The organism is Inquilinus sp. 2KB_23, from assembly GCF_052115705.1.
In the GTDB taxonomy this organism is placed as follows: domain Bacteria; phylum Pseudomonadota; class Alphaproteobacteria; order DSM-16000; family Inquilinaceae; genus Inquilinus; species Inquilinus ginsengisoli_A.
This window is the reverse complement of sequence record NZ_JBFRHF010000001.1, coordinates 461,208-476,971: the sequence shown is the minus strand read 5'-3', so window position 1 is coordinate 476,971 and position 15,764 is coordinate 461,208. Positions and strand designations below refer to the sequence as shown.

Annotated in this window: 14 protein-coding genes; 6 read left to right on the top strand and 8 right to left on the bottom strand. The window is 70.0% G+C overall.

Annotated features, from left to right (window positions below):
• Window positions 1-25: 25 nt before the first annotated feature.
• Complete coding sequence (locus tag AB4112_RS02090) at window positions 26-1,015, bottom strand: aldo/keto reductase (RefSeq protein ID WP_309800531.1); 990 nt, start codon at window positions 1,013-1,015, stop codon at window positions 26-28.
• Between the two features lie 126 nt (window positions 1,016-1,141).
• On the opposite strand from AB4112_RS02090, the gene AB4112_RS02085 reads away from it, so the two are divergent.
• Entirely contained in the window at window positions 1,142-2,053 is a 912-nt protein-coding gene (locus tag AB4112_RS02085) for a LysR family transcriptional regulator (protein ID WP_309800529.1), read from the top strand.
• Between the two features lie 181 nt (window positions 2,054-2,234).
• Here the strand turns inward: AB4112_RS02085 and AB4112_RS02080 are convergent, their stop codons facing one another.
• Window positions 2,235-2,897: a sulfite oxidase-like oxidoreductase gene (locus AB4112_RS02080; RefSeq protein WP_309800528.1), complete on the bottom strand. Its 663-nt coding sequence runs from the start codon at window positions 2,895-2,897 to the stop codon at window positions 2,235-2,237.
• Window positions 2,898-3,109: 212 nt separating this feature from the next.
• Here AB4112_RS02080 and AB4112_RS02075 point away from each other — a divergent pair, with 212 nt between their 5' ends.
• A complete protein-coding gene (locus tag AB4112_RS02075) occupies window positions 3,110-5,344 on the top strand; it encodes a mechanosensitive ion channel domain-containing protein (protein WP_309800526.1) in 2,235 nt (744 codons plus the stop codon).
• On the opposite strand, the gene AB4112_RS02070 is transcribed toward AB4112_RS02075, so the two are convergent.
• On the bottom strand, window positions 5,326-5,478 hold the full coding sequence (locus AB4112_RS02070; RefSeq protein WP_309800525.1) for a hypothetical protein: 153 nt from the start codon (window positions 5,476-5,478) through the stop codon (window positions 5,326-5,328). The two genes, AB4112_RS02075 and AB4112_RS02070, sit on opposite strands and share 19 nt — an antisense overlap.
• Before the next feature lie 110 nt (window positions 5,479-5,588).
• Between AB4112_RS02070 and AB4112_RS02065 the strand changes: the two genes are divergently transcribed.
• From AB4112_RS02065 to AB4112_RS02055, 3 genes are read left to right on the top strand one after another with little or no spacing between them, the layout of a single operon-like run.
• Window positions 5,589-5,990, top strand: coding sequence for a Fur family transcriptional regulator (locus AB4112_RS02065; protein ID WP_309800523.1), 402 nt, complete (start codon window positions 5,589-5,591; stop codon window positions 5,988-5,990).
• Window positions 5,968-6,213, top strand: a complete 246-nt coding sequence (locus tag AB4112_RS02060; RefSeq protein ID WP_309800520.1) for a hypothetical protein — start codon at window positions 5,968-5,970, stop codon at window positions 6,211-6,213. The genes AB4112_RS02065 and AB4112_RS02060 overlap by 23 nt, the downstream gene beginning before the upstream one ends.
• 56 nt (window positions 6,214-6,269) lie before the next feature.
• The gene (locus AB4112_RS02055) at window positions 6,270-7,910 is read left to right on the top strand and encodes an adenylate/guanylate cyclase domain-containing protein (RefSeq protein WP_309800518.1); all 1,641 of its coding nucleotides are present in this window, start codon (window positions 6,270-6,272) and stop codon (window positions 7,908-7,910) included.
• A gap of 114 nt (window positions 7,911-8,024) precedes the next feature.
• On the opposite strand, the gene AB4112_RS02050 is transcribed toward AB4112_RS02055, so the two are convergent.
• The 5 genes from AB4112_RS02050 to AB4112_RS02030 form a co-directional block, all read right to left on the bottom strand.
• Entirely contained in the window at window positions 8,025-9,200 is a 1,176-nt protein-coding gene (locus AB4112_RS02050; RefSeq protein ID WP_441716864.1) for an IS481 family transposase, read from the bottom strand.
• 121 nt (window positions 9,201-9,321) lie between these two features.
• Window positions 9,322-9,987, bottom strand: a complete 666-nt coding sequence (locus AB4112_RS02045; protein ID WP_309800516.1) for an exopolysaccharide biosynthesis protein — start codon at window positions 9,985-9,987, stop codon at window positions 9,322-9,324.
• Between the two features lie 262 nt (window positions 9,988-10,249).
• A complete protein-coding gene (locus AB4112_RS02040) occupies window positions 10,250-10,900 on the bottom strand; it encodes a ThuA domain-containing protein (protein WP_309800514.1) in 651 nt (216 codons plus the stop codon).
• A gap of 26 nt (window positions 10,901-10,926) precedes the next feature.
• Window positions 10,927-12,045: a Gfo/Idh/MocA family protein gene (locus AB4112_RS02035; protein WP_309800512.1), complete on the bottom strand. Its 1,119-nt coding sequence runs from the start codon at window positions 12,043-12,045 to the stop codon at window positions 10,927-10,929.
• Between the two features lie 16 nt (window positions 12,046-12,061).
• A complete protein-coding gene (locus AB4112_RS02030; RefSeq protein WP_309800510.1) occupies window positions 12,062-13,282 on the bottom strand; it encodes an ROK family protein in 1,221 nt (406 codons plus the stop codon).
• A gap of 455 nt (window positions 13,283-13,737) precedes the next feature.
• Here AB4112_RS02030 and AB4112_RS02025 point away from each other — a divergent pair, with 455 nt between their 5' ends.
• Entirely contained in the window at window positions 13,738-15,726 is a 1,989-nt protein-coding gene (locus tag AB4112_RS02025; RefSeq protein ID WP_441716861.1) for an aldo/keto reductase, read from the top strand.
• Window positions 15,727-15,764: the final 38 nt, after the last annotated feature.

Here is a 15,764-nt window from a genome sequence, read left to right as displayed (position 1 = left end):
GCCCCAGGCGGCAAGGCATCAATGGTTACAGTCCCACGTCCTTCATCCCCGCCTCGTTGTAGCGGGTGCCGGCGACGGCCTCCGGCGCGAACAGGGCGTCCAGCGCCGCCACCTGCTCCGCCGTCAGCCGGAGCGAGGCGGCGGCCGCGTTCTCGGCGAGGTAGCTGCGGCGCTTGGTGCCCGGGATCGGCACGACGTGGTCGTGCTTCGACAGCAGCCAGGCCAGCGCCACCTGGGCCGGCCTGGCCCCGAGATCGGCGGCGAAGTCGCCGAAGGCCTCGGCCAGGCGCCGGTTCTGCGCCATCGCGTCTTCGGCGAAGCGCGGATTGACGCGGCGGAAATCATCCGCCGCCAGCGACGAGGTGTCGGTCACCGCGCCGGTGAGGAAGGCGCGGCCGAGCGGCGAATAGGCGACGAGGGTGGTGCCCAGTTCGCGGCAGGCCGCCAGCACCCCGCTGCGTTCCTGGTCGCGGGTCCACAACGAATATTCGCTCTGCACCGCCGCGATCGGGTGCACCGCATGAGCCCGGCGCAGCGTCTCGGCCGACACCTCGGACAGGCCGATCTGCCGCACCTTGCCCGCCTTCACCAGCTCGGCCATGGCGCCGACCGACTCCTCGACCGGCACGTCGATGTTGCGGCGATGCATGTAGTAGAGGTCGATGACATCGGTGCCCAGGCGCTGCAGCGAGGCCTCGACCGCGGCCCGGATATAGGCCGGCGAGTTGTCGATCCGCCGCCCGGCGACGCCAGGCTCGCGCACGATGCCGAATTTGGTGGCCAGCACCACCTGGCCGCGGCGGCCCTTGAGGAAGCGGCCGATCAGCTCCTCATTGTGCCCCGACCCGTACAAGTCGGCGGTGTCGAGGAAATCGATGCCGTGCTCCAGCGCCGCGGCGAGGGTGTCGAGCGACTGGGCGTCGTCGCGGGGGCCGTAGAATTCGGACATGCCCATGCAGCCGAGGCCGATGGCGGAGACGGTGGTGCCGTCCTGGCCGAGAGAGCGTCTGTCCATGGTTCTTCTCCTGGATTTCGAGGCCGCCGGTCGCGTCGACCGCTGCGGCACGCCAGGAGAATGGGGGTTGGGCGATCATGCGATAACCCGTAGATATGGGCATGAGCTGATGAATGGAATTCAGCAATGCTGCGTCCCGACCTTCCCGATCTGGCTGCGTTCGCGGCGGTGGCGCGGCACCGCAGCTTCCGCCGCGCAGCGATCGAGCTGGCCCTGTCCGCCTCCGCCGTCAGCCACGCGATCCGCGGGCTGGAGGAGCGGCTGGGGGTGCGGCTCTTGAACCGCACCACCCGCAGCGTCACGCCGACCGAGGCCGGCGACCGGCTGCTGGCCCGGCTGGAGCCCGCCTTCCGCGACATCGAGGGCGCCGTCGGGGAGATCGACCAGTTCCGCCGCCAGCCGGCCGGGTCGCTGCGAATCACCACATCGATCCCGGCGGCGGAGCTGATCCTGGCGCCGATGGTGGCGCGGTTCCTGGAGGCCTATCCGGAGATCCGGCTGGAAATCGCGGTCACCAGCGCCCTGATCGACATCGTCGCCGGCGGATTCGATGCCGGCGTGCGCCTGGGCGAGCAGCTGGAGCGCGACATGGTCGCGGTGCGCTTCGGCGGCGAACAGCGGATGATCGTGATCGCCGCCCCCGCCTATCTCGCGCGGCGGCCGCGGCCGCAGACGCCGCGCGACCTGACCGAGCATGCCTGCCTCGGCTACCGCTTCCCGAGCGGCGTGGTCTATGCGTGGGAGTTCGAGAAGGACGGCCGGGAGCTGACGGTCAGCCCGAACGGACCGCTGATCGTCAACAACGACCAGCGGCTGCTGATCCGGACGGTGCTGGACGGCGCCGGCCTGGGCTTCGTGTTCGAAGGCATGGTCACGGCGGAGCTGGCGGATGGCCGGCTGCTGCCGCTGCTGGAGGACTGGTCGCCGCCCTTCCCGGGCTTCTTTCTGTACTATCCGCGCCAGCGCCAGATGCCGGCCGCGCTGCGCGCCTTCATCGATTTCATCCGCGCCGACACCCTGGCCGCCGGCCGGCCCTGACCGGGCCGGCGCGATTCGCAACGGAGGGTGGCACGATGGACGGTGAAACAGCGGCGATGACGGCCGCCCTGCCCGCACCCATCCCCTTCGTCATCCCCGCGAAAGCGACGCGGAAGCGGGGGATGACGTCCGAAGGAACGCGAGAGCGCTGAACCAGTCTCCGATCCGTTCCCGGTAGCCCTCACCCGTAGCGCTGTTCCTGCCAGGGGTCGGCTTCGTTGTGGTAGCCGCGCTCCTCCCAGAAGCCGGGGCGGTCGGCGGCCACGAACTCGATCCGCTTCACCCATTTCGCGCTCTTCCACAGATACCATTTCGGCAGGATCACCCGCAGCGGGCCGCCATGCTCGACTGTGATCGGCTGGCCGTCATGATGGGTCGCCAGCAGCACGTCGTCATCGGCGAAGGCGTCGAGCGCGACATTGGTGGTGTAGGTGTCGTAGCTGTGGAAGATGACATGGTTCGCCTCCGCCTTGGGCTGCACCGCCGACAGCAGGTGCAGGGCCGAGACGCCGCGCCAGCGGTTGTCAAAGCGCGACCACGCGGTGACGCAATGCATGTCCGAGACGTCCTCGAACGCCGGCTGGGCCAGGATGTCATCCCAGCGCCACACCGTCGGGGTGTCGACCAGCCCGTCGATGGTCAGCCGCCACTTGTCGAGCGGGATCTCCGGCTGCACCCCGAGGTCGAGCACCGGCCAAGTCTTGACTTCGCGCTGGCCGGGCGGCAGCCGTACCCGGTCGGGGTCTGCGGTGACACCGGTCAGCAGCCGGCCCTCGCGCGCCCAGCGCTGCTTGCTCTCCACCAGCTTCGGCCGGACCGAGCCGAGATCACCGTCTTCCGCCATGGCCATGCTCCCCGGCCGGCCCACGAGACTGTGGCCGCGGCCTGCTCAAACAGATAGCGTCGCCCCACAGATGGCATCTTCGGGCCGGCCGATCCAGGGGCCGGAGAGGGGAACGATCGCATGGTCCCTCGGTTAAGATCGGCATCCGCATCCCGCCGCCCGGCGGTGCCCCGCCCGGAAACGCCTTGCCCACCCGCAACCCGTCCGAGCCGATGACCCGTCTTCTCCATCTCCTCTGCCTCGCTTTCATCCTGCTGGCCCCGGGCCTCGCCGCCGCCCAGGTCCCCGCCGCCCCGGCGCCGGCGGCCAAGCCGGCGGAGGCCGACCCGGAGCGGGTCAGGGCGCTGATCGGCACGCTGCAGGACGACAAGGCGCGGGCCGAGCTGATCGCCCGGCTGCAGCTGATGCTGCAGGCGCAGGAGCCGCCGGCGGACAAGCAGACCACGCTGGAGGCGGTGGGCAGCCAGGCCCTGGTCGCGGTGTCGGACAAGATGCGCGACGTCACCGGCGGGGTCGCCGTCATCGGCAGCACCCTGGCGCAGTCGCCCCAGCTGCTGGTCTGGGCCCGCGACCAGCTGGGCGATCCGGACGCCCGGGCGCGCTGGATCGCGATCTTCCTCAACGTGCTCGGCGTCTTCGTCGCCGGCCTCGCCGCCGGCCTGCTGGTGGTGCGGCTGCTGCGCGGCGCGCGGCGGGCGCTCGACCGCCACCCCCCTGCCACGCTGTGGGGCAAGCTGCCACTGATCCTGGGCCAGGCGGTGCTCGACTTCCTGCCGCTGCTCGCCTTCGTCTTCGCCGCCTATGGCGTGACCAGCGTGCTGGCGCCGCCGCAATTCGTCACCATCGTGGTCACCGCGCTGGTCTATGCCGCGCTGATCAGCGGCGTAGCGCTGATGCTGATCCGCATCGTGCTGACGCCGGAGCACCCACGGCTGCGGCTGCTGCACATCGGCGACGAGACCGCGGGCTACCTCTACATCTGGTCGAAGCGGCTGATCCGGCTGACCGTGTTCGGCTACCTCACGGTAGTCACCGCCTCGGTGCTGGAACTGCCCTATGGCGGGCTGACCGCGCTGACCTACCTGGTCGGGCTGGTGATCGTGGCCATGCTGGTGGTGCTGATCCTGCAGAACCGGCACCCGGTGGCCGACTGGCTGCGCGGCCGCCGCCACGGCGCGGCAGGGGACGATGCGGCGGTGACCCGGGCCGTCGGCACCGCCCGGCGGCGCTTCGCCGATGTCTGGCACCTCGTCGCCATCGCCTATGTCGGCGCCACCTTCGTGATCTGGGCGCTCGGCATCAATGGCGGCTTCGCCTTCATCCTCCGCGCCACCGTCCTGACCGTGCTGGCCCTGGTGCTGGCGCGGCTGGTGTCGCTCTACGGGCCGCGGCTGATCCACCGCGCCTTCTCGATCGGGCCGGAGCTGAAGGGCCGCTACCCCGGGCTGGAACAGCGCGCCAACCGCTACCTGCCGGTGCTGGACAACGCGCTGAAGATCATCGTCACCATCGCCACCATCCTGGTGCTGCTCGAGGTCTGGCAGCTCGGCGGCATCGCCTGGATGGAGACCGAGACCGGCCGTGCCGTGCTGCAGAGCGGCGGGGCGATCCTGTTCATGCTGGTGGCCTCGCTGGTGGCGTGGGAGGTGGTCAGCCAGCTGATCGAATTCCATCTCAACCGGCACGATTCCACAGGCCGGCTGGTGCAGCGCAGCGCCCGGGTGCGCACCCTGCTGCCGCTGCTGCGCAACGCCTTCCTCATCCTGCTGATCACGGTCGCGGTGCTGATGATCCTGTCCGAGGTCGGGCTGAACATCGCGCCGCTCTTGGCCGGCGCCGGGGTGGTGGGCCTGGCCATCGGCTTCGGCGCCCAGACCCTGGTCAAGGATGTCATCACCGGCGTCTTCATCCTGTTCGAGGACACGCTGGCGATCGGCGACGTGGTCCAGCTCGGCAGCGACAGCGGGTCGGTCGAGACCATCACCATCCGCACCATCCGGCTGCGCGACGAGACCGGGGCGGTGCACACCATCCCGTTCAGCTCGGTGACCTCGATCATCAACATGACCAAGGATTTCTCCTTCGCCGTGTTCAACATCGGCATCGGCTACGACCAGGATGTCGACAACGTCATCGAGGTGCTGCGCGACCTCGGCCGCGAGCTGCAGCTCGACCCGGAATGGGCGCCGAACATCCTGGCGCCGATCGAGGTCATCGGCCTCGACAAGTTCGGCGAGAGCACCGTGACCATCAAGGCGCGGATCAAGACGCCACCGATCAAGCAATGGGGGGTGATGCGGGAGTTCAACCGCCGGATGAAGCGGCGCTTCGACGAGCTCGGCATCGACCTGCCGTTCCCGCACCGGATGGTGCTGACCCGCAGCCTGGACAAGCCGGACGGCGACGCCGCCACCTCCAGCTCCGCGGCTCAGGGCGCGTCGTCGTGAGGATCGAAGCTGGAATCGTGCTTCTTGCGGGCCAGATGCATCAGCCCCAGGTTCAGCGCGATGATGCCGACCACCGCGATCCCGAGCGCGATCCAGCCATGGATGCTCATCTCCAGATTGAAGAGATCGCTCATCGCGTTTCCCTCTTGTTGCGGTGCGACGCGTTTTCGGGTGCCAAGCGCCGCGCCGATCTGTAGTCTGCGCCCATCCGCCAATGGTTCCGTGGCTAGAGAGGGCTAGAGCCATGACGCTCGAGGAGAGGTGCATCTCCGCCGGCCTGAAGATGACCGATCAGCGTCGTGTCATTCTCCAGGTCTTGACCGAATCGGCCGACCACCCGTCGGTCGAGACCGTGTATCACCGTGCCCGCGAGATCGACGCGTCGATCAGCATCGCGACCGTATACCGCACCCTGCATCTGCTCGACGAGCTGAACCTGGTGCAGCGGCATGACTTCAACGAGAACTACTCCCGCTTCGAGGTCAATCTCGAGCATCACCACCACCTGATCGATCTTGAGACCGGCGAGGTCATCGAGTTCAAGGACCAGGAGCTCGAGGTGTTGAAGGAGAAGATCGCCCGGCGGCTCGGCTTCGAACTCGTCGATCACAGGCTTGAACTCTATGGCCGCAAGAAGAAGTCCTGAAAGCTGCGGCTCCGGCGGGCCGCCCTTCGCGGACGGCACTGCCGATTGCCGCTGCCACCAGGCGGTGACCCGCGCCTATGCCGAGATGGTGGCTCGCGGCGCCCCCGGCTCGGTGGCGCTGGAGGCGGCGATCCGCGTCTTCGTCTACCATCACCCCGAGGTCCCGGCGTTCCGCGCCCATGACACCGTGGAGACCTGGGTCTACACCGGTCCGCTGAACTGACCCTCCCCCCTGACACCGGTCCTTCCGGTGCGCGGCGTCCGTCCCTGCTGCAGCGATTGCGGCTGCCCAGCGGGCTGGTCCTCTTCGTCTTCCTCGCCAGCCACCTGCTCAACCACGCCGCCGGGCTGATCTCGCTCGACGTGATGGAGCGCGGCCTCGGCCTGTTCATCCTGGTGTGGGAGAAGCAGCCGGGGCTGATCCTGCTGTCCGCCGCCTTCGCGGTCCACATCGCCAACGCCCTGGCCTCGATCTGGCAGCGCCGCAGCTTCCGGCTGAAGGGCTGGCAGGCGGCGCAGCTGGGGCTCGGCCTGGCCGTGCCGATCCTGCTGGCGGCCCATGTCTTCGGCACTGTGATCGCCTATGAGGTGTTCGGCGTCGGCACGCCCTACCGCTATGTGCTGGCGCGGCTGTGGGTCGAGGGCGGCGGCACCGGCGCCTGGGCGCAGGCCTTGCTGGTGCTGGTCGCCTGGGGCCATGGCTGCATCGGCCTGCACTACTGGCTGCGGCTCAAGCCCTGGTATGGCAGGGCGCTGCCCTATCTCTACGCCGCGGCGCTGCTGCTGCCGGCGCTCGCCCTCGCCGGCTTCGTCTCGGCCGGGATGCAGGTCTCGGCGCTGGCGGCCCAGCCGGGATGGATGGAGGCGCTGTACCGCGCCAACAAGCTGACGCCCGAGGCCCGGGCCTTCGCCGAGAACGGGGCGCTGTGGACCCGGCTGGCGATCCTGGCCGTGGTCCTCGCCGCCTTCGCCGGGCCGGTGGCGCGCATGCTGCTGGCCCGGCGCGGCGGGCCGAAGCTGTACTACCGCGACAGCCGGGTGCTCGACATCATCCCGGGCGCCACCGCGCTGGAGATCATCCGCGCCGCCGGCATCCCGCAGGCCATGGTCTGCGGCGGCCGCGGCCGCTGCTCGACCTGCCGGGTGCGGATCGGCACGGGCGGCGAGCATCTGCCGCCGCCCAGCCCGGAAGAGGCGCGGGTGCTGCAGCGCATCGGCGCGCCCGAAGGGGTGCGGCTGGCCTGCCAGATCCGGCCGGTGCGTGACCTCGAGGTCACGCCGCTGCTGCCGCCGACCGCGACCGCGCGCGAGGGCTTCCACGGCCCCGGCCACCGCCACGGCCAGGAGCGCGAGGTGGCGGTGATGTTCGCCGATTTGCGCGGCTTCACCCAGCTGTCGGAGCACCGGCTGCCCTACGACGTGGTGTTCCTGCTGAACCGCTATTTCGCCGCCATGGGCCAGTCGATCGAGGAGGCGGGCGGCCAGGTCGACAAGTTCATCGGCGACGGGGTGATGGCGCTGTTCGGGGTCGAGAGCGGGCGCGACGCCGGCAGCCGCCAGGCGCTCGACGCCGCCCGGCGGATGGCGGCGCGGCTGGCCGAGCTGAACCAGGCCCTGGCGTCGGACCTGAAGGAACCGCTGCGCATGGGCATCGGCCTGCATGTCGGCCCGGCCATCGTCGGCGAGATGGGCTATGGCGGGGTCAAGGGCCTGACCGCGGTCGGCGACACCGTCAACACCGCCAGCCGGCTGGAAGGCCTGTGCAAGACCTACACGGCGGAGCTGGTGGTGTCGCAGGACCTGATCGACCACGCCGGCGCCGACCTCTCGGCCTTCCGCATCGAGCGGGTGGCGATCCGCGGCCGCGGCAACGACCTGTCGATCCGCATCGTGCCGGAGATCGCCGAGTTGCCCGTCTGAGGCTGAAGACGCAGGGGAAGGGCCTCTCTTTTCCTTGTCATGCCACGGCTTGACCGTGGCATCCAGGGCGGCCAGAGCAGCTCTTGGTGGCCCCTGGATTGCCCGGTCAAGTGTTCAGCCCGGGGACATGGCGGACACCTGTTCGGAGACATGGCTGACAGGTTTGGTGTTGGTCAAGTCGATGGTGGCGATGAGGTGGCTGGCGAAGAAGACGCCGAAGTGGCCATCGGTGGTGAGGGGTCGGATGGCGACGCGCTCGCCCCGGAAGGCCTGGGGCACTTTCCAGGGCCGTCCAAGGAAGCTGACATAGGCCTTGGTGGTGCCGACGGTGCGGACGATGTCGTGGCTGTCATACTCGACCTCGGGCAGGTGCCTGGGCATGGTGCGGGAACTGGGGTGGTAGCGGCTGCCTGGAACCCGGTGGTCGAGCGCCTGGTGCGGTCGCTGCCAGTTGTAGACCTCGCGCCAGCGGTCGAAGGCGCGCTGGACTGCGGCAAGGTCCGGGAAGGCCTCGAGGGCGAAGACCTCGGCGGCGAGGGTGCGGTGGAAGCGCTCGATCTTGCCCCGGCTCTGCGGGTGATAGGGCCGGCTGTGCAGGACCCGGACGCCGAGCTTGAGCAGCCAGACGCCGAGCCGGGTCCAGCGCTCTCCCGAGGCGTCGCCCCAAGGGGAGCCGTTGTCGACGAAGATCGCCTGCGGCAGGCCGTGGCGGCGGAAGGCCGCCCGCAGATGGCCCTGCACGGTCCGGCTTTGCTCATCGGCGCAGGCCTGCAGGCTGGGCGCATAGCGCGAATGGTCGTCGAGCATGGTCAGGGGATGGCACCGCTGGCCCCCGACCAGCGGCACCCAGCCCTTGAAGTCCATCTGCCAGAGCTGGTTGGGCTCGTCCTTCTCGAAGCGCTGGAAGGGCTGGCCCGAGCCGGCGGCTTCAGGATCGATCCGGCCATGCCGGCGCAGGATCTCGTGCACGGTCGAGATCGCCGGCGGCCTGCTCCCATCGCGGATCAGGCAGGCCGCGATCTTGCGGGCGCCCCAGGCCGGATGCGCATCGCGCACCGCCAGCACCGCCATCTCCGTCGCCGCCGTGCTGCGTCCCGGGCTCTCATGCGGCCGGCGCGACCGGTCCGCCAGCTCGGCATCGCCCGACTGCCAGCGACCCAGCCACTTGTAGCCCACATCCGGGCTGATCCCGAACCGACGGCACAACTCCCGCCGGTTCGCCCCCTCCTGTTCCGCAAGCCGGACAAACTCCCGACGCTGCTCCATGACCGACATCTCCTGCCACGCCATGGATCGCCTCCATCGAAGCCAATGCCACGGCACTATGTGTCAGTCATGTCTCCGAACACCTGTCAGGGATCTCCCCGGGCCATACATCAAGCCGGGCAATGACAGTGGAAATGGAGAGCCCTCAGATCGTGACGCCCAGCAGCGTCTGCAGGAAGGCGCGGAGGGCGGCCCACAGGGCGGCGGAGATCGCCACCAGGATGCCGGCCGCCGCCGCGGTGGCCGCCCAGCCGACCGAGACCGCGACGCCGTCGCGCTCGATCAGGCCGACGGCGAAGGCTGCGATGGCCAGCGCCGGCACCATGTTGCCCAGCGGGATCGGCAGGAATAGGATCACGGCCAGCAGCAGGCAGGCGGCGCCGATGAAGCGGTCCGCCACCGGCCCGATCAGCAGGGTCAGCCGTGGCCGCAGCAGCCGCTCCGCCTTCTCCAGCCAGGGTGCCATGCGGTCGACCAGCCGGGCGAAATCCGCCCGCGCGACCGACCGGTTGGTGATCAGCCGCGGCAGCCACAGCACCGACCGGCCGATCATCAGCTGGAAGGTGATGAACAAGAGCGGCGCGCCCAGCACCGATGAGGTGCCGGGCGGCGTCGGCAGGGCGTTCGGCGCGGCGAAGACCAGCATCAGCGCGCCGAAGGCCCGGTCGCCGAAGGCGGCCAGGATGTCGGCGATGGCGATGCGCTCGCGGTCGGCCGCGGCCAGGTCGCGCAGCACCTCGGAGAAGCGGCGTCGGCGCCTCTCCCCGCTGGCGGGATCGTCTCGGGTCTCGGTCGGCGGCGCGTCGGGCAAGCGGGTCGTCCGGCGTGGTGGCGTCCGCCCCGGTGATAGCGGGGCGGCCAGGGCCGGCGCAAGCGCGAGGGTGGGTCGGAGCCCGCGCGTCACCTCTTCCGCAAGCGCGACCTTTTCAGAACACCATCCCATCCCTTCGCCGTCATTCCCGCGAAAGCGGGAATCTCTTTCCGGTCAAAATGCCGCGAGATCCCCGCTTTCGTGGGGATGACGGATTGGGGGATTTCGAAAAGGTCTCGTAAACGGGAGAGGCAATCGGTGGTCAAGCCTCCCGCGCCGCCCACAGCAGGCCGCGGTGCAGGATGGTGCGCATCGCCTGGTTCTCGAACTCCTCCACCCGGTGGCCCAGCGCGCTGTAGAACACCCGGCCGGCGCCGTGCTTGCGCTTCCACACCACCGGCATGGTGTGGCCGGCGATCCAGGCGGCGTGGTCGCCGGTGAAGGTGGTCTCGGCCAGCACCTCGTTGTTCGGGTCGACATGCATGTAGTACTGCTCGGACCGGTAGTCGAAATCCTCCAGCCCCTGCATCACCGGGTCGTCCCGCCGGGTCACCCGCACGCGGTAGTCGATGATGTTGCCGGGGTGCGACACCCACTGGCCGCCGGTCATGAACTGGTACGCCACCTCGTTGCGGAAGGCGTCGCACATGCCGCCATGGAAGCCGGCCAGGCCGACCCCGCTCTCGACCGCGCTGGTCAGGTTGGTGACCTCCTCCTTCTCCATCGTCGACATGGTGTAGATCGGCACGATCAGGTGCATGTCCTTCAGGCCCGGGTCGGCGAAGGCCTCGGTGGTGTCCTCGATGAACACCTCGAAGCCGTCGTCGCGCAGCATCCCGGCCACCACATCCGCGCATTCCTGGGGGGTATGGCCGTTCCAGCCGCCCCAGACGATCAGCGCCTGCCTCGTCATCGTTCGTCTCCCTAACGTCTCGTGTTTCAGGCGGCGGCCCGGCCGAAGGCAGGCTCCACCGGCATCGGTTCCGGCCGCGCGCAGCGGCTCTCGATCTCGATCGGCCGGCCCTCTTGGCCCGACCGCTCCACCGCCTCCATCACCTCCAGCACGTGGAAGGCCAGCTCGGCGCTGGCGCGGTGCGGCCGGCCGGCGCGGATGGCATGGGCCATGTCGGCGACGCCGATGATGCGGTAGTTGCCGTCGCCATAGGCGTGGCCGGTCGTCTCGGTCTGCCACTCCACCTTCCGTTCGGGCAGGGGCACCGAGATCTGCAGCTCGCCGCCGAAGATGTTCGGGTCGGGCACGCTCAGCGACGCGGTCTCGCCATAGATCTCGATCGGGGCGTGGCGGTGGGCCGGGATGTCGAAGCTCATCACCAGCGTCACCACGGCGCCGGAGGCGAAGGCCAGCGTGCCGGTGATGTGGGTCGGGGTGCCGACCGGCACGACCTGGCCGGCGCGCGGGCCGCTGGCGATGCGGCGCTCGGCGTAGGCGGCGGCGACCGTGCCGGTCACCCGCGCCACCGGGCCCAGCATGTTGACCAGGGTGGTCAGGTAGTAGGGGCCCATGTCGAACAGCGGGCCGCCGCCCTTGGCGTAGTAGAAATCCGGGTTCGGGTGCCAGCGCTCATGCCCCGGCACCATCATGAAGGCGGTGCCGGCGACCGGCCGGCCGATCCGCCCGGCATCGATCAGGGCGCGGGCGGTCTGCTGCCCGGCGCCCAGGAAGGTGTCGGGGGCGCAGCCGACGCGCAGCCCCTTGGCCGTCGCGGCGTCCAGCAGTTTGCGGCCCTCGGCGACGCTGATCGCCAGCGGCTTTTCCGAATGCACATGCTTGCCGGCGGCGATCGCCTGCAGCCCGACCGGGACATGCGCCTGCGGCGTGGTCAGGTTGACCACGATCTCGATGTCGGGGTCGGCCAGCAGCTGGTCGATGGTCCGGGCCGCGACGCCGAATTCGGCGGCCTTGGCCTGCGCCACCTCCAGGTTCAGGTCGGCGCAGGCCCTGACGGCCAGGATCGGGAAATGGGGTGCGGCCTTGAGATAGGCGCCGCTGATGTTGCCGCAGCCGATGATGCCGATGCCGACGGGTTTCTCGCTCATCCGGTGTTCCTCTCCGCTATCGCGCTCTGCCCTGTCCGTTCCAGGGCGATTCGTAGAGCTGCCGCAGCACCAGGCTGGCCGCGCCGCGGGCCCAGGCGTCGTCGCTCCACTCATGCAGGATGATCTCGGTGCCGCGCCGGATCGGCGCCGGCACGATGCGGTCGATGGTGGCCAGCAGCGCCGGCTCCATCAGGTCTCGGGCCTGGATCGCGCTGCCGGCCACGATCACCTTGGGCGGGCTGTGCAGCGTGATCAGGTTGCCGACGGCGAAGCCCAGGATGGCGCCGGCCTCCTCGAACAGGGCGCGGATGTCGGCCCGCCCGGCCCGGGCCATGTCGCGCAGCCGGCCGATGGCGCGCGGATCCTCCGGCGCGATCGTCCCGGCCTCGGCGCCCAGCAGGGCGCGGGCGCGGGTGACGATGCCGTGGTCCGAGACATAGGCGTCGATGCAGCCGCGCTGGCCGCAGCGGCAGGGCAGCCCGTCCAGCGCCATCTTGGTGTGGCCGAATTCGGTGCCCATCCCGGCGGCGCCGCGATGCACCTCGCCGTTCAGGAACAGGCCGAGGCCGACCGAATCCTCGACCGTCACCACGGCGAAGGTGTCGCTGTCGCGGCCCTGGCCGAACCAATGCTCGGCCAGGGTGACGAGATGGACGTCGTTCTCGACGATGGTGCGGATGCCCAGCCGGTCCTGGATCATCGCCGCCAGGGGCACGTCGGGCGTGCCCAGGATCGGGGTCCAGACGCAGGTGCCGCTGCGGCCGTCGATGAAGCCGGGCAGGCCGATGCCGATGCCGCCCAGCCGGTCCAGGCCGAGATCGGCGTCGCCGACGCAGCGGCGGATGCCGTCCTCCAGGATGTCGGCCACCACGCCGGGCGCCTGGCGGGCGACGCGGATCGGCAGCGACAGGGTCTGCACCACATCGGCGGTGTAGTCGGTGACGGCGATGCTGATCTGGTGCGGCGCCAGCTTGACGCCGCAGACGAAGGCGGCCTCGCGGTTCAGCTCCAGCATCACCCGCGGGCGGCCGCGCGCCGCGGTGCCGACGCCTTCGACCGCCCGGGCCAGGATCAGGTTCTCCTCGATCAGCCCGCCGGTGATGGCCGAGATGGTGGCCGGCGCCAGCTCGGTGTGCTGCACGATCTCGACCCGCGAGATCGGGCCACGGCGCCGCACCACATCCAGCACATGGAAGCGGTTGATCGCCCGCATCAGCTCCGGGTCGGCGGTCTTCATGGCCGGCCCGCCCCGGGGCGGTGCTGGAGGACGGTCCTCATTCCATCATGATCCGAATTTTATGGTGCGGTGCACCATGCGGTTTTCCGGATGGCGACGACGATGCGAAGCCAAGCCGATGCCCAGATTGCCCAATCTTTGCGCCATATCGTTTCGATTTGTCGACAATTGTCTGGTTTTTCGATCTTGACAGGGCCCACCCTAGCCGGTCTGATAAATTCGTAAAACGAAAAAAATAGCCGGTCGGGCAAAGTCTCCTTCGGGACTGTGCCGCAACCGCCCGCAACGGATCGGTGACGAGGAGGAAGGACGCATGGACAAGGCGCATTCCATCATCCGCAGTGACCGTCGAACCATCCCGAAGACCAAGGCTGCGGGGGCCGGCACGCGGGCCGCCGGCCCGACCCTGGGGCGGTAAAGGGCCGATGACACCCTCGACACACGGAAAGGCGGATATGGCAACGGACGCGAAGCTGCGCTGGGGCATCATCGGGCCGGGCAAGATCGCCCAGGCCTTTGCCGGGGGCGTGGCGCGGTCGCGCACCGGGCGGCTGGTGGCGATCGGCACCAGGGATCCGGCCAGGCCCGGCCTGGCCGAGGCCTTCCCCGGCGCCCGCATCCATGCCGGCTATGACGCGCTGCTGGCCGACCCCGAGATCGACGCGGTCTACATCGCCACGCCGCATCCCAGCCACGTGCATTGGGGCATCCGCGCGGTCGAGGCCGGCAAGCATGTGCTGTGCGAGAAGCCGATGGGCGTGAACGCCTATGACGCCATGGCCCTGGTCGACGCTGCCCGCCGCGCCGGCGTGTTCCTGGCCGAGGGCTACATGTACCGCACCCATCCGCAGACCAAGCGGCTGGCGGATCTGGTGGCCGGCGGCGCCATCGGCGAGGTGCGGATGATCCAGGCCAGCTTCGGCTTCGCCGCCGGCTTCAACCCCGACCACCGCCTGTTCGCCAATGACCTCGCCGGCGGCGGCATCCTCGATGTCGGCGGCTATCCCGTGTCGATGGCGCGGCTGATCGCCGGCGCCGCCTCGGGCAAGCCGTTCCTCGACCCGGTGAAGGTGACCGGGGCCGGGCATCTCGGCCGCACCGGGGTCGACGAATGGACAGCGGCGGTGCTGCAGTTCCCCGGCGGCATCGTCGCCCAGGTCGCGACCGGCGTGTCGCTCGCCCTCGACAACACGGTGCGGGTGTTCGGCACCAAGGGCCGGATCGAGGTCGCCTCGCCCTGGTTCTGCAGCGGCAAGGAGGGCGGCAGCAGCACGATCGTCATCACCCGCCCGGACGGCACGGCCGAGACCGTGGCGATCGACGAGCCGGGCTGGCTCTACGCCTTCGAGGCCGATGCGGTGGGCGACGCGGTCGCCGCCGGCCGGCGCGAATCCGCGGCGATGGGCCTGGCCGACAGCCTGGGCAACCTGAAGGCGATGGATGCCTGGCGCGCCGCGATCGGCCTGGAATATGCGCTGGAGACCCCCGCCCGCCGCACCGCGCCGGTCGACGGCCGGCCGCTCAAGGCCGGGGCGATGCGCCGGATCGACCTGCCCGGCGCCCAGCGCCCGGCCTCGGCCCTGGCCCTCGGCGCGGTCGGGGTGCAGAGCATCAGCCAGGCCGGGCTGCTGTTCGACTGCTTCTTCGAACGCGGCGGCAACACCTTCGACACCGCCTGGATCTACCGCAACGGCGACTCCGACCGGCTGCTCGGCCATTGGCTGGCCAGCCGCGGCGTGCGCGACGAGATCGTGCTGATCGGCAAGGGCGCGCACGCGCCGCTGTGCTACCCCGACGTGATTCCGCGCCAGCTGACCGAAACGCTCGACCGGCTGCAGACCGGCCGGCTCGACCTCTACCTGATGCACCGCGACAACCCCGACATCCCGGTCGGCGAGTTCGTCGACGTGCTGGATGCCGAGATCCGGGCCGGGCGCATCGGGTCCTGGGGCGGGTCGAACTGGACGCGGGAGCGGCTGGACGAGGCGGCCGCCTATGCCAAGGCCCGCGGCAGGCACGGGCCGGCCACGGTCAGCAACAATTTCAGCCTGGCCGAGATGATCCAGCCGGTCTGGGCCGGCTGCATCGCCGCCGCGGATGCGGAGTGGAAGGCCTGGCTGCGGCAGCGGCAGATGCCGCTGCTGGCCTGGTCCAGCCAAGCCCGCGGCTTCTTTACCGACCGCGGCGGCCGCGACCGGCACGAGGATCCGGAGCTGGAGCGCTGCTGGTACGGCGAGACGAATTTCCGCCGCCGCGACCGCGCCGCGGAGCTCGGCGCCCGGCAGGGCAAGTCGGCGAACCAGGTCGCCCTGGCCTACTGCCTGCACCAGGACTTCCCGATCCTGCCGCTGATCGGCCCGCTGACGCTGGAGGAGCTGGAGGATTCGCTGCAGGCGCTCGACATCGCGCTGACGCCCGAGGAGGTGCGCTGGCTGGAGGGCTGAACGAACCGGATCGAAACCAAACCCGCCGCCGGCAATGG

Coding starts and splice junctions, on each gene's coding strand:
- AB4112_RS02090 (WP_309800531.1), bottom strand. CDS start 1,015: ATGGACAGACGCTCTCTCGGCCAGGACGGCACCACCGTCTCCGCCATC.
- AB4112_RS02085 (WP_309800529.1), top strand. CDS start 1,142: ATGCTGCGTCCCGACCTTCCCGATCTGGCTGCGTTCGCGGCGGTGGCG.
- AB4112_RS02080 (WP_309800528.1), bottom strand. CDS start 2,897: ATGGCGGAAGACGGTGATCTCGGCTCGGTCCGGCCGAAGCTGGTGGAG.
- AB4112_RS02075 (WP_309800526.1), top strand. CDS start 3,110: ATGACCCGTCTTCTCCATCTCCTCTGCCTCGCTTTCATCCTGCTGGCC.
- AB4112_RS02070 (WP_309800525.1), bottom strand. CDS start 5,478: ATGAGCGATCTCTTCAATCTGGAGATGAGCATCCATGGCTGGATCGCG.
- AB4112_RS02065 (WP_309800523.1), top strand. CDS start 5,589: ATGACGCTCGAGGAGAGGTGCATCTCCGCCGGCCTGAAGATGACCGAT.
- AB4112_RS02060 (WP_309800520.1), top strand. CDS start 5,968: ATGGCCGCAAGAAGAAGTCCTGAAAGCTGCGGCTCCGGCGGGCCGCCC.
- AB4112_RS02050 (WP_441716864.1), bottom strand. CDS start 9,200: ATGGCGTGGCAGGAGATGTCGGTCATGGAGCAGCGTCGGGAGTTTGTC.
- AB4112_RS02040 (WP_309800514.1), bottom strand. CDS start 10,900: ATGACGAGGCAGGCGCTGATCGTCTGGGGCGGCTGGAACGGCCATACC.
- AB4112_RS02035 (WP_309800512.1), bottom strand. CDS start 12,045: ATGAGCGAGAAACCCGTCGGCATCGGCATCATCGGCTGCGGCAACATC.
- AB4112_RS02030 (WP_309800510.1), bottom strand. CDS start 13,282: ATGAAGACCGCCGACCCGGAGCTGATGCGGGCGATCAACCGCTTCCAT.
- AB4112_RS02025 (WP_441716861.1), top strand. CDS start 13,738: ATGGCAACGGACGCGAAGCTGCGCTGGGGCATCATCGGGCCGGGCAAG.